The organism is Paenibacillus sp. LRG-1 (genome assembly GCF_057220305.1).
Map to the genome: position 1 here is coordinate 2840743 of NZ_CM170126.1, position 21761 is coordinate 2862503.

Annotated in this window: 8 protein-coding genes; all 8 read left to right on the top strand. The window is 44.8% G+C overall.

The features are described 5' to 3' along the window. The first annotated feature begins 89 nt into the window (after positions 1-89). On the top strand, positions 90-884 hold the full coding sequence (locus tag ACUUJN_RS12615) for an SDR family NAD(P)-dependent oxidoreductase (RefSeq protein ID WP_023988589.1): 795 nt from the start codon (positions 90-92) through the stop codon (positions 882-884). Between the two features lie 93 nt (positions 885-977). Then, positions 978-1280: a putative quinol monooxygenase gene (locus ACUUJN_RS12620; protein ID WP_071558750.1), complete on the top strand. Its 303-nt coding sequence runs from the start codon at positions 978-980 to the stop codon at positions 1278-1280. Positions 1281-1807: 527 nt separating this feature from the next. Continuing rightward, positions 1808-2335 (top strand): GNAT family N-acetyltransferase, encoded by a 528-nt coding sequence (locus ACUUJN_RS12625; RefSeq protein ID WP_484669690.1) that lies wholly within the window; start codon positions 1808-1810, stop codon positions 2333-2335. Beyond that, positions 2332-2976 carry an SAM-dependent methyltransferase gene (locus ACUUJN_RS12630; RefSeq protein WP_484669691.1) on the top strand — a complete coding sequence of 215 codons (645 nt, stop codon included), beginning with the start codon at positions 2332-2334 and terminating at the stop codon, positions 2974-2976. The genes ACUUJN_RS12625 and ACUUJN_RS12630 overlap by 4 nt, the downstream gene beginning before the upstream one ends. A gap of 374 nt (positions 2977-3350) precedes the next feature. After that, positions 3351-4136, top strand: coding sequence for an S-layer homology domain-containing protein (locus ACUUJN_RS12635; RefSeq protein ID WP_053325434.1), 786 nt, complete (start codon positions 3351-3353; stop codon positions 4134-4136). 628 nt (positions 4137-4764) lie between these two features. Beyond that, positions 4765-5985, top strand: coding sequence for an ACP S-malonyltransferase (fabD, locus tag ACUUJN_RS12640; RefSeq protein ID WP_484669692.1), 1221 nt, complete (start codon positions 4765-4767; stop codon positions 5983-5985). Beyond that, positions 5960-12052, top strand: coding sequence for an aminotransferase class III-fold pyridoxal phosphate-dependent enzyme (locus tag ACUUJN_RS12645; protein ID WP_484669693.1), 6093 nt, complete (start codon positions 5960-5962; stop codon positions 12050-12052). Before fabD ends, ACUUJN_RS12645 begins: the two co-directional genes overlap by 26 nt. 824 nt (positions 12053-12876) lie before the next feature. Next, positions 12877-21750, top strand: a complete 8874-nt coding sequence (locus tag ACUUJN_RS12650; RefSeq protein ID WP_484669750.1) for an amino acid adenylation domain-containing protein — start codon at positions 12877-12879, stop codon at positions 21748-21750. Positions 21751-21761 lie beyond the last annotated feature (11 nt).

Here is a 21761-nt window from a genome sequence, read left to right on the forward strand (position 1 = left end):
CGTATTATACTAGTTACTGGACAATCCAGACAAGATAACATAACCACTATCCGGAGCACAAGACTGTTTTAAAAAAGGAGAAGTGTATTATGGATATGGGATTAAACCATAAAACAGCTTTAGTTACAGGATCAACGAAAGGTATTGGTAAAGCAATTGCCATTGAACTAGCCAAAGAAGGTGTTAATGTACTAATTAATGGACGAAATGATGAAGAGGTAGAACGAACTGTAAATGAAATTAAGTCAGATTTCCCAGCTACCTCTCCTCAAAATGCCACAGCCGATATTGTGGATATTGGACAAAGAGATGCTTTATTCGAAAAATACCCTAATATTGATATTTTAGTTAACAATACGGGTATTTATGAAATTATGCAATATGAGGACGTAGACGATGAAGTATGGGAAAAATACTTCCGCACTAACGTTCTTGCTGCAAATGGATTATCAAAATTTTATTTACCTAAAATGTTGAAAAATGATTATGGCCGCATTATTTTTATTGCGAGTGAAGAAGCAATTATGCCTTCAGGACAAATGCCGCAGTATTGTATGACAAAATCTATGTTGTTATCATTGTCAAAAAGCTTATCTAAATTAACAATAGGAACAGAAGTTACAGTCAATACGATCATGCCAGGACCAACACTCTCTGAGAATGTGCACCAAATCATTGAGAGTATGTATCCTCATGAAGATATGACTTTTTTAGAAAAAGAGAAAGATTTTATGGTTACCAACCTGCCTCAATCTGAAATACAGCGATTTATCAAGCCTATTGAAATAGGTAGACTAGCTACATTTGTATGTAGTCCTTATGCATCTGCATTTAAAGGTTCTCCAATCCGTATGGATGGGGGAATGGTACCGACTATTTTTTAGCGCTTGTGGAGAAGCTTGCTGAAATTAGCGCTGACATTGCGGAACATTATGATAAGATGAAGTCAAACATCACTCGAGGGTAGGATGAGGATCATGAACCATTTTGCTATGTATGGAAAGTTGACGGCACGTCCAGGGCAAAGGGACGCTCTTGCAGACATCTTGCTAGAAGCGGCCGATCTGTTGAAGTCGAATAATGACTGCTATTTGTATATAGTCAATGTGTCAGACGACGACCCGAATGCGGTGTATGTGACCGAACTGTGGAAAGATGCAGATGCCCATGCAGCCAGTCTTGAGAACGAAGAGGTACTGGCGTCGATACAACGCGGCCGACCGTTAATTATCGGAGCGGAGCCCATTAAACTGCGTGCTCTAGGGGGAAAAGGCCTGTAGGGTCATGATGCAATTGCTGCTACCACAGCAGCCGATCACTCGGTTGCTTTTAAGCTAACCAGCAGGATAGTCCTAATGAAACGCTTTTGTAACATGTGAAAGGTTGGCAGATAAAATTGGCCCTGGTATAATAAGGGTAATTCACTAAGGAGAGATTTTTTTGTCTGGAGCTGTTCTTTACTAATCCAATTCCATAAAAAGAGGTTTTCATGCACCTACTATTCGTCTGCCCAATTTTTGTATTACGGGTGGGATTTGAAAGCTTCGGAATTAGTTAAGAACAACGGATATTACCAGATCCTTAGGGATACCTGTTATAATGATTCCAATCCGTGCTGGTTCAGCGCGGATTTTTTTTATGGCTCAAATAGCAGGTGATATGAGGGTAGGAATGACGTATGTTCATTCCTGCCCTTTTCTAATTTTTAGCAAAGGGGGATAGAAGGGAATTACTCCAATTTGGTCAAATACATCCAGACTTCTTGAATGAAAGATTCAATCTAAGTAAATAGAAAGGTGGACAATACATGAAACTTCAAACGAATCGGCTCATATTAAAAACACTTGATCTTAATTTAATCGAAGCAGCAGCCCAACGTGATATAGGTGCTATTGAAGCTTTGGGTTATAAAACCAGTGATGAATGGCCGGGTCCTGATTTCTTTGAAGCTTTACCTTATTTTCGAGAACTTTTGATAGAAAATAATGGCACTAGAGGTTTTGACTCTTGGATCATTGTGGAGAAGGATACCCAAGAAATTGTTGGAGGGATTGGTTTTTTAGGAGATCCTGATCAGAACGGTATGATTGAGATCGGTTTTGCAACGAATGAAAGCCATCGCCGCAAAGGCTATTGCTATGAAGCCGCTCAAAAATTAATAGAGTGGTCCTTAAATCATGAAGAGGTCCAAATCGTAACGGCAAGATGCGTACCTGACAATATCAGCTCTAAGAATTTGTTATTGAAGTTAGGATTTCAAATTGATCACAAAGATGAAGAATTGCTTTATTGGAAATATGAAATGAAGAAAGTAGGAGGGGGTCAGCAGAAATGATCCGTCGAGATCTAGATGACGTAGATTTCATAAGAGCAAATTTAATGGGGCCTAGTTCGATTATCATGCTTGAGGAGCTATCGAAAAATTTGACTTTGCAGAAAGGAATGCGAGTGCTGGATTTGGGCTGTGGGACCGGACTTACTTCTATCTATCTGGCGCAAAAGTTTGGCATAACCGTGTTTGCTGTCGATTTATGGATTAGTGCAACTGAAAACTATAGAAGATTCAGAGAGTTTGGTTTGGAAAGCCAAATTATCCCCATACATGCAGATGCCTGCCACTTGCCTTTTGCGGAACAATACTTTGATGCAGTTATAAGCGTAGATGCGTATCAATATTTTGGAGCGAATGAGCAGTACTTAGATGACCATCTTGCGCCGCTAGTTAAAGAAGGAGGTAAATTGGCTATAGCAATGCCAGGGGTAAAGATGGAGTTTGATGGGGTTATACCCGTGGAACTGCAGCCGTGCTTGTCACTTAGTGAGGTTGATAATCAGTGGCATACATGCGATTGGTGGCGGAAATTATGGGAACAGTCGCCAAATGTTTACGTTGAATCGGTAAGAGAAATGAGATGCTTCTCGAAAGCTTGGTATGAATGGCTTCAGTGTAACAACGATTATGCACGTGCTAATTAAAAACGATAGTTCAACGCTACCAAAAACAGCCGAGCGCTCGGCTGTTTTTTTAACTAGTGGGCAGATTACATGAAGTGGTTAATCGATGCCAGGGTCGAACTTACAGGCTTAGGTCGGAAGAGTAATACAGGAGAAATCGGCCCATGAAGGCCTCCACAAGCTTTCTCAATTCCCGACGGGCTACCCGAATATGAAGAAGCTTTAGAACTTGTATCCATGGCATTTTTCAAACACGGATTGTCGATATTCCAAAATACTGTTTAACAGTACTTTTTTTCTCTCTAATATCATCATTTTCTTTTGAAATGCCGATATAAAATTGAGTCTAGAGAACTATTTTATACATAAATTTTACCTAAAGGAAGTGGAAAGAGATGTTAAAAAAGAAATGGCTTATCACCCCGTTGGTTGCGACGACACTGTTTTTCGGTCAATCTGCATTCGCGGCAAACACGTTTTCTGATGTGGAAGGAACAAAATATGAATGGGCTGCCGAATCGATTCGTTCCATGGTCGACAAGGGCGTTGTCAAGGGCTATGCAGATGGGACCTTCAAGCCAAGCAAAACCATAACGAAAGCGGAATTTGTACATATGTTTCATAAGCTTTTTCCAGAAATCGATCATTCTTCCGGCAAATCTTCCGACTTTGTGGATGCGCGTAAACACTGGGCGAATAAAGATTTTGCAGCAATATTCAACGGGGACTATGTTTGGCCGTATGCTGAAAGTGTTGGGGGGAAATATCCAAACTATCAATTCTATGTCAAGCCTGACAAACCATTGACCCGCTGGGATGTGATGATGATTGCCTCTCTTCGGACGGATTATACCAATCAGACGCTTCATCCTGAGATTGAGGAAGTGATTTCCGCAGCTGCGCAGTACAAGGATATGAAAGTTCGTCAGGCCAATTACAATGACAATTTCTCGGCCTACTATCCGGTGCTGTACATCGACAAGACTGGAGAAGAGTACTCCTATGATGGCGATTCCCAGGATCAAAAGGCAGAAGCATTCTACACCCTAACCAAGATGGGGGTCCTTACCGCTAATGAAGGATACCTTCGCCCCAAAGCACTAGTTACACGGGCTGAAGCTGTTACCATTTTACAGCGTTTGAACGAAGCCACAACGAAGTCAGTGGAGGATCGACACTAGCCGCTTGCACATTGTAGCTATTAAGGAAACTGCATAAGGAGATAAATCGCTTTGGAGTTCGCTACTTAATTAGTTACGTATCTATGACGACGCCTAACCGTCGATTACTGTCGAAGGACAACAACTATGTATAAAAAGTCGCCAAATTGGCGGCTTTTTTGTTTTAACGATAGATGCCAGTCAATAGTTTAGAATATGAAATTTTCATGTAAATTCATTAAAAAGCTGAAAACAATTCCTTTTTTTAAACAAAAGAGGATATTCTTTTGGTTTATAAAATATATGTAGTATATATCACTGTACTTTAATTCATTTTAATGTTTATAATAAATTAATAGCTTATCCTATGTCTTACACTCATCTATGATGCTGAAGTTTCTAAGTATCAACTCTGAACTTCCAGCACACTCCATTTTTTTACACTTCCAAGTCTACTTACACACTTTTATTTCTGATTACATCATGAAACTCAAAAACGATTTACTTTAACATGTCGATTACTGTTTGTTTGTGGCAAGACATTTTGTTGTTTTTGCTGTATCTATCTTAAATACATAGGAATGTGAACATCTGAATCCCATAAAACATTTGTTTTACCGCTTTTTTATGGTGAGGAAAGGGGTTGGACATGAATCGCATGACTTTGCTTTTTTCGGGACAAGGATCTCAGTATGTCGGGATGGGAGCGGCATGGCATGACGGTTTTTCAGAGGCAGGTCACATTTTTGAAGAGGCTGCTGATATTTTGGGGTATGATTTGAAAACTTTATGTATGAAAGGACCCATCTCCCAATTATCCAGAACATCCTACACCCAGCCTGCACTACTCACAATTAGTGTAATCGCATTCAGACGTTACATGCACGATGTTGGGATTATTCCCGAATTTTCTGCAGGGCATAGTTTGGGTGAGTATTCTGCATTGGTAAGCAGCGGAGTCTTATCGTTTGGCGATGCTTTGCGGGTGGTACAAGAACGGGGACGCTTTATGGAAGAAGCTTCAGAGGCCGGAGTGGGTTGCATGATTGCTGTTCGAGGGGCTGATTTAAATCTGCTAGAAGAGCTGTGCGATCACTATGACGTAACCAGTCAGCCTATTTCCATCGCTTGTTATAACTCCTCCTATCAATACGTCGTTTCTGGTCATCATGCCTCTGTTGCTGCGGTGGCGGGACAATTAGAGCAACGTGGGTTCCAAATTACCCGTTTGCAGGTAAGCGGCCCTTTTCACAGCCCGCTTATGCAGCATGCTGCTGACCGATTAGCATTGGAATTGCAAAAATATACGTTTCATGAACCGCTGTGGCCTGTCATTTCTAATGTTACAGCACTGCCATATACGGATGCCAACAGCATTCGTCAAGGTTTGCATTTGCAAATGATCCATCCAGTGCGGTGGATACAAACGATGCAGTATATGGAGAAACATGGGGTGAAGCAGGGAATTGAATTAGGACCGCGAACGGTGCTGAAAAACTTGGCAAAGGAAACAAACATCGCTTTTGAGGTGCTTTCCTTGGACAGAGACTTGGATCGGATTGAGCTGGAACGTCGTTTTTCGATCCGTGATTGGTTGGTCAAACCGCTGGCGGTGGCGGTGTCTACACCCAATGCCAATTGGAATGAGGATGAGTATCAAAAGGGGGTTATTTTACCTATTCACAGGTTGGAGGAGTTACTCAAAAGCATAGAATCGGACAAATCTTCTTCTGCTTATGAACTAAGACGCGAAGCGCTGGAGTGTATTCGCCTGATATTGCAAACCAAACAAGTATCTGCAGGAGAGCAGGAGGAAGTTTTAGACCTTTTGAGGAGGGATCAGGATGGAGCAGTTTCAAACTTTAATTGAAATCATTCAGGACCGAGCCAGTAGAGCTGGAAATGGAATTATTTTCATTTCGGGTGATACACAGGAGGAGTATGTAAGCTACAGTCAGCTTCTGGAGCAAGCACTGCAGGTACTTCATCAATTGCAGGAAAAAGGAGTACAGCCTGGCAATAAGCTAATTATGCAAATTGAAGACAATCATACCTTTGTGAATGTGTTTTGGGGCTGTCTGCTCGGCGGAATCGTCCCCGTACCTGTAAGTATCGGGAATAATGATGAACATAAAATGAAGCTATTTAAAATCTGGAGTACCCTTACTTGCCCTTACATGATTGCGGATCATAAAGTATTAGAGCAGTTAGAAAAGTATTCTCATCAGCATGAGATGCTGGATTTCTTTGATTCTGTGAAAGAAGCGACCTTTTCTAGCCATGATTTTGATTATTCCGATCAGAACAAAGGGACCATTCATCAATCCAGACCGGAGGATTTGGCGTTTATTCAATTTTCCTCTGGTTCGACAGGTGATCCCAAGGGAGTCATGCTGACGCATGAGAATCTCGTATACAATATTCGGGATATCGCCAGTCAAACGGGAATGACTTCTAGTGATGCGTATCTGGGCTGGATGCCACTCACACATGATTTGGGATTGATCGCTTTTCATTTAACCTGTATCATCGCCCATGCCAAGCAGCTCATTATGCCAACAGCTCTTTTTATAAGACGTCCTTCATTATGGCTAAAAAAGGTGTCGGAGCATAAGGTGGCTCAAATCTGTTCTCCTAACTTCGGTTATAAATTTTTCCTTGATCAATATAAATCCAAAACAGCGGATAACTGGGATTTGTCAAGTGTTCGCATGATTTTAAATGGGGCTGAGCCCATATCGGTGGAGCTTTGCCATGTATTTATGGAAGCCATGAGTGTACATGGATTAAAAAAAAATATCATGTATCCTGTATACGGCTTGGCAGAGGCCAGCGTGGGTGTCTCCACTCCACCTTTGGATAAAGATAATTTTGTTACTATTCATTTAAATCGGCAGCAGCTACATGTAGGTGAACCTATAGAAGAAGTAGATTCATCCGATAAGCGTTGTCTTACGTTTGCGGATTTGGGCTACCCCATGGCCAGCACCTCTGTTCGCATTTGTGATGAGCAAAATCAGGTACTAAAGGACGATGTAATCGGATACACCCAAATTTGCGGCAAAAATGTGACTGCCGGGTACTATAACAATCCCGAGGCTACCGCAAAGGTCAAGACAGAGGATGGCTGGCTCATTACCGGAGATTTGGGTTTTATGAGAAACGGACGACTGGTGATTACAGGCAGAGCTAAGGATATTATTTTCGTGAACGGCCAGAACATTTATCCGCATGATATCGAAAGGATTGCAGAGGAACTGGACGGGGTGGATCTGGGGAAAGTAGCTGTCTGCGGTGTACATGATGCACAAACTAGACAGGATCGTATTGTTGTTTTTGTGATGCACACGAAAAAAATAGAGTTATTTTTGCCAACAGTCCAAAGGCTGAAAAGCCATTTGAATTATCGGGGAGGATGGCATATTCAAGATGTAGTTCCAATTCGCCGTATTCCCAAAACTACTAGTGGAAAGGTTCAGCGCTACAAGCTGGCTCAGAGCTACGAGCAGGGAGAATTTGATGTAGTTTTGGCATCCCTAACCGAGGCCGCTCGAAATATACAGGAAGCGAACGATGCCCCTGTACCTCAAGGTGAGATCGAGCAAAAACTGATTGGGATTTGCCAAGCTATTTTAAATGTAGAGTCAATTGGGAAGGAAGATAGCTACTTTGATATCGGCGTAACATCCTTACAACTCGTTCAGATCGTGGACCAATTAGAGGAACAACTCGGGATTCATATTGAGGTAACGGACTTTTTCTCTTATCCGACTATCGCCAAGCTAGCTGGATATATATCCAGTCAGGGCTTAGGTCATAAGGTGAACACAGCACCGCAATTGGAATCCAAAGAGGAGATAGAGGACCTGGATATTGCTATCATTGGCATGTCCGGTAAGTTTCCTCATGCGGATACACTGGAGCAGTTTTGGGCGAATGTAGCTTCCGGTACAGATCATATCAGTCCATATAGCAATGAAAGAAAAAAGGATGCCGAAGCTTTTATTTCCCGTCTGAATATGGAAGGCCGAAACATGCAAATCGCCGAAGGTGGCTATCTGGACGAAGTGGATAAATTTGACTACACCTTCTTCAAGCTGACTCCACGTGAAGCTTCTCTGATGGACCCGAATCAACGTTTATTTCTGCAAACTGCTTGGAGCACGATTGAGGATGCAGGCTATGGAGGAAAACAGCTGTCGGGGAAAAAGGTGGGGGTGTATGTTGGATTCTCCAAAACCAGCTTTGAATATGAACGATTGTTGTCCGAAGTGGAGCCAGGAGCGCTTCCAAACTTTGGCATAGGCAATCTTCCGTCCGTTATCTCCAGTCGGATTGCGTATTTGCTTGATTTAAAAGGCCCAGCACTGACCATTGATACGGCATGCTCCTCGTCACTCGTAGCGGTACATCTGGCGTGTAAGTCGATTTTGAATGGAGACTGTGAGATGGCTTTGGCCGGTGGAGTGAAGACCATTTTGCTGCCGTTGAAAGCTGGCATTGGCATGGAATCCTCCGATGACCGGGCACGAGCATTCGACGATCAGTCGGACGGCACAGGCTGGGGCGAAGGCGTTGGAGCCGTTCTCTTAAAGCCGCTCCGCCAAGCGGAAAAAGACGGAGATCACATTCTGGGTGTGATTAAAGGAAGTGCAATTAATCAGGACGGCAGTACGATTGGAATTTCTGCGCCTAATGCGCTGGCTCAATCAGAAGTCATTTCGCAGGCGTGGCGTGATGCACGGATTGATCCTGAGACAGTGAGTTATATTGAAGCTCACGGTACCGGCACCAAGCTGGGCGATCCCGTTGAGATTAAGGGCATTACCCAGGCTTTCCGCAGATTTACACAGCGCAAGCAGTTTGTGGCGATAAGCACGGTCAAAACGAATATTGGGCATTTATACGAAGCTGCTGGGATTGCGGGATTGATCAAATGCGTGCTGTCAATGAAACATCAGCAGATTGCACCGCTCGTTCATTTTCGCACACCCAACCGGAACATCCATTTTGAAGAATCTCCGGTGTATGCCAACACTAGACTGAGGGAATGGAAGACAGACGGATTCCCGAGAAGATGCGGGGTGAGTTCCTTTGGCTTCAGCGGGACAAACTGTCACGTGGTGCTGGAAGAATATATAGCGAAAAAGAGTGCGGACCAAGAAACCACCGACCGAAAAAATGGATCATCGCCATTGCTGCTGACACTGTCGGCGCGAACTGAAGGAGCTTTAAGTGAGTTGATTGCACGGTACGTGGATCGCTTTGAACGTGAGGAAGAATTGCCGATGGAGGATGTCTGCTATACGGCTAACACGGGCAGAAGCCACTTAACATACCGAGTGGCTGTGATAGCCGAAGGAGCGGAGGCTCTGAAAGCGAAATTACTTCAGCTTTATGAACAGGGCAAGGCCATTGAAGGTGTATACATTGGAAAAGTAGATAGCAGTAGTGGTACAGAAACAGCCGTCGGAAGCTCGGACACTTTGCAAGCACTAGAGCAAGTAGCAGTGAAGTACGTACAGGGCGCACAAATAGATTGGGACACGCTATACGCAGGTCACCCGTACAAAAGGATTTCTCTGCCTACGTATCCGTTTGAAAGGAAAAGGTGCTGGATTCATGTTCCAGAACAGGTTCGAGCGGAGCAGACTGCACCCGTTTATAAAAAACCAATAGTAAGGGAGTCTGAAAATATGGGGAATGAGTATTCGACTTCAGCGTCGTTTACTGAGCAGCATAAATCTTCCATTCAACAAAAGCTAGCGAAAATGATCGGTAATGTGTCACAACTTAGTCTTGAGGAACTGGAACCGCAAACACATTTTCTAGAACTAGGGCTGGACTCCATTAATTTGTCCCAGGTCCGCCACAGCATCAAGGATACATTCGACTTGGATGTCCCAATGAATGAATTTTTTGAATCGCTGACCACGCTCGAACTGTTGACTAGCTACGTCGCAGAACAGGTGAGTATTTCCGTTTCTGACGAGGCAGCAGTTGGTGCTGTGGAAATCCAACCGAAAATACCCCTTAATCGGGTAGATGCTACTACAGTATCAACCTGGACAGGGCAGGATTCCAGCGCAATTGGTACATCGCCTCATGGAATAGTCACGTCCGGGCAAGACCCATTTCAAAGCACATCAGTTATAGCGACTTCTGCTGGTATCGAGCAGATTTTGCAGCAGCAGCTGCACGTGATGTCACAGCAGCTTGATGTGCTCCGAACTCAACCAACTCCTCCGACATCCGTTTCCCAATCATTTCAACCAGAAAGGGATTTGTCGTCAGCAAATAGAGGAAGCGCAGAGAGCTTTGAAACCAAACAGGAGGTCGCAACTGCATTAGCGACAGTTCCACCGGTACTAGCTGTTCCGAAAAAGGCAGGCCATGAAGCAAAACCCTTTACGCCTTATAAAAAGCTGGAGGTCAAAGCCCATGAATTGCTTTCACACCGCCAAGAACAACATCTGCAAGAGCTGATTGAGCGCTATACTGCTCGGACGCGAAGCACCAAGCAGTACACTCAGCAGTATCGGTCTGTCTACGCGAATAACCGTAATGTAGCCGGATTCCGGCCTATTTTGAAGGAAATGGTCTATCAAATTGTTTCTCAACGTGCAGATGGGTCCAAAATTTGGGATTTGGATGGGAATGAATATGTAGATTTGACCATGGGCTTTGGTGTTAATCTGTTTGGACACAATCCAGCCTTTATTCGTGAAAAAATTGAGGCAGAGCTAAAGAACGGCATGTGTATCGGACCTATGTCCAACATGGCAGGACAAGTCGCCGAGAAGATTTGCAAGCTGACCGGTGTAGAACGGATCGCTTTGTACAATTCCGGCACCGAGGCGGTTATGGTTGCCCTCCGTTTGGCGCGTGCTGGCACCGGGCGAGCCAAAGTAGCCATTTTTGCCGGCTCCTATCACGGTACGTATGATGGGGTGCTTGCGTTGGGTAGCGCTGGCAACAATAAGGAGCATTCCACACCTCTTGCGCCTGGCATTTTGCGGCACATGGTGGACGATATCGTTGTACTTAACTATGGAACGGACGAATCGCTGGATTATATACGCACACATGGGCATGAGCTGGCTGCTGTGCTTGTGGAACCAGTGCAAAGCCGTCGTCCCGATTTTCAGCCGAAGGTCTTTTTGCAGGAGGTTCGCCAAATCACGGAGCGATCCGGTACAGCTTTTATTTTTGATGAAGTGATTACAGGCTTCCGAATTCAACCGGGAGGCGCTCAAGCGTGGTTTGGGGTACAAGCTGACCTTGTGACCTACGGTAAAGTTATTGGCGGAGGGATGCCAATCGGTATCGTAGCAGGGAAAGCCGACTTTATGGATGGGATTGACGGTGGCACCTGGAGCTTCGGAGATGGTTCCTATCCTCAGAATGAGCATCGGCGAACATTTGTAGCCGGTACGTTCTGTCATCATCCGCTGGCGATGGCGGCATCCCTAGCAGTGTTGAATTATTTGGAAAACCACGGCGAACAGCTGCAAAATCAGTTGAACAGCCGTACTTCAGCGTTGGCAGCAGAGTTAAATAGTTACTTTACCCATGAGCAGATACCCATGAAGATTGTTCACTTTGGTTCACTATTTCGCTTCGTACTCAAGGGTGATCTGGAGCTTTTCTTCTATCACATGCTGGAAAAGGGTATTTACATCTGGGAAGGGCGGAACTGCTTCTTGTCGACCGCTCATACAGAGGAAGATATTGCGCGGATCATACAAGCTGTCAAGGACAGTGTGGATGAGCTGCGTAAAGGGGGATTCTTGCCTGATCTGACCCCGAACGGGAAAGGCCCAGGTCCAGGTAAGCAAAGTGTGTCTATGGCCGACCCTTCAGAAGTATCGACAGTGGACGTGGATGAAACGGTCATCCCACTAACCCCGGATCAAAGGCAGTTCTGGTTCGCTTAATGTCAAGAAACGAAGTGACTTCCATCTTGATACGCTAACGTATATTAATGTGAGACGTTAACTGAACTGTCCAATCCAGTATTGATTTTACCGAAAAATTGAGAAAGTGCCTTTCGGCGTCTTTACGCTCCAAATTTGATAAAATGTCAGGTTCTATTCTTAGGACTTGGCATTTTTAGTAGTGTGGGCATCAGTTATGAAAAAGCCAGTCGGAGAGGAAGAAAATCGAAAGTGGGCCGTGAGGCTGCGCTGAATCGACAGGAGTCAACAAAGGTCATATTTTGCAAGTGGTTGTAATCGCTCGCAAAGGGAAGAGCAACCATATTCAAGCTTACTAGCGCAGACATAACTTTATTCGTCATCGTGAATTCTTACAATGCGTATAGCTTCATCGAATCAAATTGTCATAAATTAGATGATGAATTCTAACATTTACTTTTAAATTGAGTCTTTAATTTAAGCTTTGAGTATCATAACTTTTAAACTTTATGAGGACGCATGTCAGCGAGTAAAAGAAAATATTTGAGTTTTTAAGAATCAATACTGGAAAAAAACTATATCCTGCATAATAAGTTGAATAAAAGAATTTAGCCATTAATGGTTTAATAAAACAAATTAGATCCTCGTTTTACCAGATGGATAATTATATTTTATTAGTATAAGGATGGTTCCTTATACAGTGGACCGTTCATATTTACCTTCCTATGAGAACTTTATCTTGTACCCCTAGCTAGGTTATATCGTGCTTTTTAGGCTAGCGTCACAGTTGGAAAGGATAAAATTAATTCCTTGAATACCCCATAGTAAAGGAGTCTGAAAAGATGGTGAATGAGTATTTTTCGACGGAATCTGCTTCCAATCCCCAAAAATCTACGATTACTAATAAACTGTCAAAAATAATCGAAAGTGTATCCCAACTCAGTCCAGACGAATTAGAGCCGCAAAAACATTTTTTAGAACTTGGTTTAGACTCTATTCTTCTGTCTCAGGTTAGACACAGCATTAAAAGTACGTTTGGCTTGGATATCCCGATGAACGAGTTTTTTGAATCACTGACTACGCTGGAGTTGCTGACAAACTATATTGCTGATAGGATAGCCTCGACCTCTGAAGAATTGTTCCAGAATTCGGAGGAGCATCAGCTGGCTGTGTCGTCTAGTATCACTTCTTCGGTACCTTCCGTTTTGTCGGGCTGGAGTCAAAAATCTACTATCCCTATAGAAGGCCCCGCACCACAAGAAAGCAAGCTATCAAATAAGGATGTATTTGCGGGGAGAGAACGAATTTTAGAAATGCAACTTCAACTCATGTCGCAGCAGATGGAAATACTGTGTCAATCTCGGCTTGCACCAGTGGCAATGCCTGAATCGCTTTCACTACAAACTGCTGTCGAACCTCAGACATCCGCGATGAAGGAGGTAGCTGCCACAGTTACTTCTGTTTCCCCCGTACAGGCTTCCGTGTCAGCTGTTTTGCCAGACAGAAAAAAATCGAAAGCATTTGTTCCCTATCAAAAAATAAATGTACAAGCCCATAATTCACTTTCACTTAGGCAGGAAAAGCATCTGCAAAAGTTGATTGAACATTACACGATGCGCACACGAAAGACCAAAGAGTATACTCAGCAATACAGGTCTGTATACGCCAATAACCGGAATGTGGCCGGATTTAGGCTTGCTCACAAGGAAATGGTGTATCAGATTATATCCCAGCGTGCAGAGGGTTCTAAAATTTGGGATCTGGATGGTAATGAATATATTGATTTGACGATGGGGTTTGGGGTCAATTTGTTTGGTCACAACCCATCCTTTATTCGTGAATCGATAGAAAAGGAAATACATAACGGAATGTGCCTTGGACCGATGTCCAATATGGCCGGGCAGATTGCCGAAAAAATTTGCCAAATGACAGGCATGGAACGAATTGCGCTATATAACTCGGGGACAGAGGCGATTATGGTTGCCCTTCGGTTAGCACGGGCTGCCACCGGGCGGGAAAAAGTGGTGATTTTTTCTGGTTCCTATCACGGTACCTTTGACGGAGTATTGGCATTGGGCGGAACAACGGATGGCAGGGAACAACATTCCACTCCTCTCGCACCTGGTGTACTACAGCACATGGTGGACGATGTCGTTGTGCTCAGCTATGGAACGGACGAGTCACTCCAATATATCCGCTCCAATGCCCATGAACTGGCTGCTGTTCTCATAGAGCCAGTGCAGAGTCGTCGCCCTGATTTCCAGCCCGCAGCTTTTCTGAAGGAAGTACGCCAGATTACGGAGCAATCCGGGGCCGCGTTCATTTTTGATGAGGTAATTACGGGCTTCCGTATTCAGCCGGGGGGTGCGCAGGCGTGGTACGGCATTGAAGCCGACCTTGTAACTTACGGTAAAATCATTGGCGGCGGTCTTCCCATCGGTATCGTGGCAGGGAAAGCATCGTTCATGGATGGAATTGATGGAGGAATGTGGAACTTCGGAGATGACTCTTATCCACCGCATGAGCAACAGCGGACGTTTGTAGCGGGAACTTTTTGCCATCACCCCCTGGCTATGGCAGCTTCCCTAGCCGTACTAGAGCAGTTGGAGAAGGACAGGGGGCAATTGCATAACGAGCTAAATAGTCGTACGAAGGCGTTCGCAGCAGAACTGAATCACTATTTTACGGAGGAACAGATACCTATAAAGGTCGTTTACTTCGGTTCCTTGTTCCGTTTCGTCCTTAAAGGTGACTTGGAACTATTCTTCTATCACATGCTGGATAAAGGAATTTATATATGGGAAGGCCGGAACTGTTTTTTGTCAACGGCTCATACTTCGGAAGATATAGAGCGGATTGTACAGGCAATTAAAGAGAGCGTTAATGAGCTGCGCAAAGGAGGATTTCTGCCGGATCTGCACCCTCATGAGAACGATCTAAATAAGGCTTTTTTTCCTGAAACTGCAACTGCAAACCTTAAGGAATCGACGATTAAGCTGACTCCGGATCAGAAGCAATTATGGTTCGCCTCAGTCTCGGATTCAAAGGAATCGCAGTCGCTTCATGAGACTGTTTTACTGCGTTTCCGGGGTCCGCTACATGTTAAGGAATTTAATGAGGCTGTCCATCGCATCGTTAAACGCCACGAAGCCTTACGCACCTTTATGGGGGAGGACGGAGAAACGCAGATCATCGCCCCGGCAATGGCTGTCAGCATTCCGCTACATGATATCAGCAGTCTTTCTGTAGAGGAACAGAAACATGATATCCGTGCTTGGATGGATAAGGACAGGGAGACCGTATTCCCAATAAGTGCGGGGGAACCTTTATTCCGTATCCAGCTTTTAAAAACGTCGAATGAGAAGCACATCGCTGCATTTACATTTCATCATCTGATTGCAGATGGCTGGTCCATAGGTGTGTTTTTCTATGAATTGGAACGATTTTATTCCGCTTGTGTACGGGGGGAACACTGCACGCTTCCCGATCCTGTCCCGTTCCGAGATTTCGCAGCATGGCAGCAAAACCAGTTAGAGGCAGGTGGAGCGGCTGCCCTTGCCTTTTGGTCAGATGTACTTGCGAAGCCATTGCCCGCCCTTGACTTGCCGTCTATCCAACGCAACATCAGTTTTCCTTCTTCGCGCGGAGCACGGCACACCATTGTGGTGGATGCGCCTCTGGTGAAGCAACTGAAATCAGTCAGTATTCGGCTTGGCAACAGCTTATTTGTGACTTTATTGTCTGTTTTTCAGCTTTTCTTGCACAGACTGACAGGCCAAAATCAAATAATGGTAGGTATTCCAACCGCAGGGCAATCTCATATGGGTGTGTCCCCGCTAATTGGCAACTGCGTTAACTTGCTTCCAGTGATTTGTGAGGTAGACTCTGGAGCAACGTTCACGGAATTCACACAGACGGTCAAGCGAGTAATGCATATGCTGGATGCTTATCAGAAATACAGCTTTGCCGGACTTGCCCAGATAGGATTAAGCCATTTGCCCGTCCTTAAAGTGTTGTTCAATATGGATAGGCCGATTCCAGAGTTTCACTATTACGGACTGGAAACAGAATTGTTGGAGCATGAAATATTGTCCTGTCAATATGAGTTGTTTCTGAATGTTACGGAGTCTGGTCAGCAGTTGCGGCTTGATTTTGACTATGCTGCGAGTCTTTTTCAACAAGACACTATGGAAGTATGGGCGCAATACTTTGTACATCTGCTGAGCTCGATTGTGCAGGAAGACGGAATGCGTGTATCTGCACTGTCTTTGCTTCGAAGTACGGAAAGGGAGCGGCTTCTGGAAGTGTGGGCGACATACGCGGATTCTAAAGGGAATTATCCTTGTGTCCTGGACAAATATAAACATCCGTCTCCTACGGGTACCATCGGACAAGTATATTTGGCCACATCCGCTGGTTTACTGGGAACTACGCTGGAATGGGCTTATGTCGAGGTTGGAGGGAGAATTCGACATATCGGTGCAGCCAGCCGAGATGTTCTTATTCGCGGGCATCAAGTAAATCTTGAGCAGATAGAGAAACATCTTTTGCAAGCACTGGATTTGGATGCCTGTGTTTTGACGGCACGAAAAGACGGTGAGAGCAGTAACTCTTCGTATCTAGTGGCTTATATAGTGGACAATAATTCTAATTCGTGGGATATAGCGAAGCTGCAAGAGAGTGTTAGCTCAATACTTCCTGATTATGGGCAACCTCGCTTTTGGGTTCTGATGGATAGCATCCCTCTTTTGGCTGATGGGAAGCCGGATTTTCAATTATTGCCGAAACCAGAAGATATCAAGATAGAGGACTCGCAGAAGCAGGTTTCTGACGGCAATATGACTGAGGACAAACTGATATCTATATGTAAGGAAGTTTTAAATGTATCTGATATCGGATACAACGATAATTTTTTTCAAATGGGTGGAGACTCTTTAAAAGCGACTGTTCTTCTAAGCAGAATTAACAAGGAATTCGAAGTATATATTCCGCTGGTACAAATTTTACATTTGCAAACGATTGCACAACTGGCTGCACATGTAAAAGGAGGACAAAAGCGAAAGTTTGAGCCGCTTGTTCGGGCAGATTTACAGCCCTTTTATCCGGTATCTCCCGCTCAAAAAAGAATGTATGTGCTGGATCAACTGGGTGGAGGTGCAGCGTATCATGTATCAGGTCAACTGCATATAGAGGGAGAGTTACACGTTTCCAGGTTCATTGATGCCGTGAAGGAGGTTTTTTCACGGCATGAATCCTTTCGGACGTATTTTGAGATAGTAGACGGGGAAACCGTGCAGAAGGTACAGGATATGCTTTCACTGGACATTCCTGTTACTCCAATTTCTGAAGAGGATGTTAATCACGCCCGTGAACTGTTTATTCAACCATTTGACCTGAGTAAGGCTCCTTTAATTCGTGCTGAGCTGTTCGCAATCCATCGTGACCAGTTTATGTTGCTGATCGATATGCACCATATCATTTCAGACGGCTTCTCGATGGCAGTATTAATGGATGAGATCAGCACACGGTATCAGGGTATGCCACTTGTCCCCGTTGACGTTCACTACAAAGACTATGTCGTTTGGCAAAAACAACATTATGCCGGAGACAGTCAAGCAAAGGATGAAGCATTTTGGTTAGACACGTTGGATGGCGAGCTCCCTGTATTGGACCTGCCAACTGACTTTGCTCGTCCGTCAAGTCAGAGCTTCGCAGGGGACAGCCTTACCTTCATTATGCAATCCAAGCTGACGGATAGACTTAATCAATTGACAAGAGACACGGGAGCAACGCTCTTTATGGTGCTTTTGGCAGCTTATAATGTGCTGTTAAGCAAATACTCGGGGCAAGAGGACTTCCTCGTAGGTACACCGGCAGCGGGTAGAGGGCATGCGGATACGGAAGCAATGATCGGCATATTTGTGAATACTTTAGTTCTCCGTAATCGACCGCTGGCATCCCAGCCATTCAGTGCTTTTCTGGAGGACGTCAAACATAACACTCTGCTTGCGTTGGAGCACCAGGAATATCCATTTGACCAACTGGTCGACAAACTGGATCGAGTACGCGATGTAAGCCGCAATCCCATCTTTGATACGATGTTCAGTCTGCAAAATAAGGGAACAGAGGTCATTGAACTCGGCGGATTTCGTTTGCAACCGAATGAGTTTAATTTAGGTGTATCGAAGTTCGATCTTTCATTACATGTAACGGAAACTCAAGACCAGTTAACTTTAACCTGGGAGTATGCGACCAGCCTATTTAAGTTGGAGACGATTGAGCGATTTGCCCTCCATTATATAAAAGTGTTGGAAATCGTAACTCAAGATGTCGGAATTCGCTTGGCTGACATGGATATGCTGACAGAAGAAGATAAGCACTTATTACTATATGAGTTCAACAACACCTCTGCCTATTTTCCGCAGGATGCAACGATTCACGGAAGGTTTGAGCAGCAGGTTAGCAGGACTCCAGATGACATGGCAATCATATTTGGAGATAAGTGTATGACTTACCAAGAGTTGAATGAGCTGGCGAATCGTTTAGCGCGAACGCTGCGAGCGGATGGAGTGGGACCGGATCAGCCGGTGGGGATTATCGCTCAGCGTTCACCTGAGATGATGATTGGCATCTATGCAATTCTAAAAGCAGGTGGAGCTTATGTACCCATTGATCCGGGATACCCACAGGAAAGAATTCAATATATGCTTGAAGATTCGAGAACACAATTGGTGCTGACACAACCACAGTTTGCAGAACAGCTGAAGCAATATGCGGACTGCAAGGTAATGGTGTTGGATTATGCTTCCACGATCATGGTTTCTCAAACGTCCAGATCGACGGAGCCTACGACCGACTGCATGAGTAGCTGGCATGAAGATGCCTCCAACCTTGCGCCTTTAGCAGAACCAAACCATGCGGCCTATATCATCTACACATCCGGTTCCACAGGGAAACCGAAAGGGGTTATTGTTGAGCACCGCTCAGTCGTGAATCGGCTCTGCTGGATGCACAATAGATATGGGCTGAGCGAAGAAGATACGATTTTGCAAAAAACTGCCTTTACTTTTGACGTATCCGTATGGGAGTTGTTCTGGTGGTCGATGGTGGGCTCAAAAGTAAGCTTGTTGCCAATCGGCGGAGAAAAGTCTCCCGAACAGATCCTGAACACGATTAATGAAGACAAGGTGAGCACCCTTCATTTTGTACCCGCGATGCTGCATATTTTTCTGGAATATCTGGAGCAGCAACCAAGGGAAACGGTGCAAGCACAATTGAAAACGTTAAAACATGTATTTGCCAGCGGTGAAGCATTGCCTCCTCAGCAGGTGGCGCGTTTCTATCGAATTATGTCAGGGATTGGAAGCGCAAAACTAATTAACTTGTATGGTCCAACAGAAGCTACTGTAGACGTTTCATTCTTTGAATGCGAGCCTGTGGAAGAGCACTCGGTGATCCCGATCGGTAAACCGATTGATAATATTCAATTGTATGTTGTACAGGAAGGTACGGAGCGATTGCAGCCGATTGGAGTGGTGGGAGAACTTTGTATCAGTGGTATAGGAGTAGCCCGTGGCTATCTTAATAGACCGGAATTGACCAAGGAGAAGTTCGCTGCCAATCCGTTTAACAGCGGAGCGGAGGATTATGAGCGGATGTACCGCACAGGAGATTTGGCGCGTTGGATGCCTGATGGCAACATTGAGTATCTGGGTCGGATCGATCAACAGGTAAAAGTGAGAGGATATCGTATTGAACTGGGCGAGATTGAAGCGCAGTTGCTCTCTATAGACGGAATCCAATCAGCAGTAGTCGTAGCGCGGGAGAACAAAGACGGCTACAAGGATTTGTGTGCATACTTTGTGGCTTCTGAGCCATTAAGTCCGCTGGACGTGCAGAATGCGCTCAAGCAAAAGCTGCCGTTTTATATGATTCCAGCATATGTGGTGCCAATGCAGCAGCTTCCTCTTACAGCCAATGGAAAAACGGACCGAAAAGCGTTACCTGAGCCGGACCGACATGACCCTTTACAAACGGATTATGTTGCTCCGAGAAATGATGTGGAAAAGGCGTTGGTCATGGTATGGCAAGACGTTTTGGGATGTGATCACATAGGCATTCGAGATCACTTTTTTCTGCTCGGCGGCGATTCTATTAAGGCCGTTCAGGTTGCTTCACGTCTGCGTCAGCATGGTTATTCCCTTGACATTTCTCTTTTGATGGAGCACCCGTTCATTGAGGATCTCAGCAAGCTTGTGACAACTTTGTTCCGCTACACAGACCAGAATTCGATACATGGAGAGATTCCAATAACATCGATTCAGCGGCAGTTGAATGAACTGGGCACATTTTACACCTTGCGGACGGCAACATCCATGCTATTTGCAGGCAACCCGGACTTCGATGAGGACCTGTTACGGTCTGTGCTGCAAACATTAACTACTCATCACGAGGGATTACGGCTTGGTCAGGCGTCGATCGACGAACCGTCAATCCTTGTATACCGAGATGAAAATGAAGAATTGTTCACACTTGATGTGTTCTCTCTAGTAGATGATGACCATGAAGCTAGCAAGCAATTACAGAGCGAATGCTTCCAGATTCAAAATAGTTATGGAATGTTTGAGGGACCCAGAGTACGCGCAGGCTTATTCCGGATGTCGGGCTCCGACCAGTTCTTCCTTTCTGTAGATCCGCTAGTGGCTGATCCCACATCTTGGCGTATCCTGCTTGAGGATTTCACAACTGCCTATGAACAAGCTCTCAACGGGGAACCGATAGTGCTTCCTGACAAAACAGATTCTTACCGCTCCTGGATGCGGTGGCTAGAAGACTATGCAGACAGCAAAAAGCTGGCCAAAGAGAAACTCTACTGGCTGGATAAGGTTAATTTCGATGGCGAATTTATACCGAAGGACCATAAGACATCTGCACATTCCGAAACACTTCGTCCAGTAGAACATTGCATCATACAGCTTTCGGACGAGGAAACAAGCCAGCTGTTGACACGGGCTAACCAAACCTATAATACAGTGACCGCTGAGTTACTGCTTGCTGCATTGGGACTGACTATAGTGGAATGGTCCGGACAGTCTAAGATTTCCATTGGATTTGAACATTATGATCGGGAGCAACAAACTGTGACTTCGGACAAACCGGACCTTTCAAGAACCATAGGTCAATTCGGTTCCATATATCCGCTTGTCCTGGATATGGAGCCTGGGGGAGACCGTTCTCTTTTGCTCAGAAACGTAAAGGAGACGGTCCGGCAAGTACCCAACCAGGGTTTAGGATATGGATTACTAAAATATGGTTCTGCAACCTCCGGTAGATCGGAACTTAATGCTAAGTATTACCCGGAAATTGGCTTCCGCTTGATTCATTCTGAATCGGTCAGTTCCTCTCACTTTCATACATCGCCTATGGATGTTGAATTAGGGTCCGGCCAGAATTGTAGCATTTCAGATTTAGCCTATCCCCTCTATCTGGATGGGTGGATGAAAGACGGTAAGCTTTCCATCTGCATGCTTTATAACCGTCACGCGTATGAAGCAGATACTATCCGAATGCTTCTCTTGCGTTTTGAACATCATTTGTCGGGCATTATTCAGCATTGTCTGGACCAATCCGGACGGCAACTAACACCATCGGATGTGGGAGCACGTGGTTTGGATCTAGATGAGTTTGAAGACATGAAGCAGTTTTATGAGAATCTATAACGATTCGTACG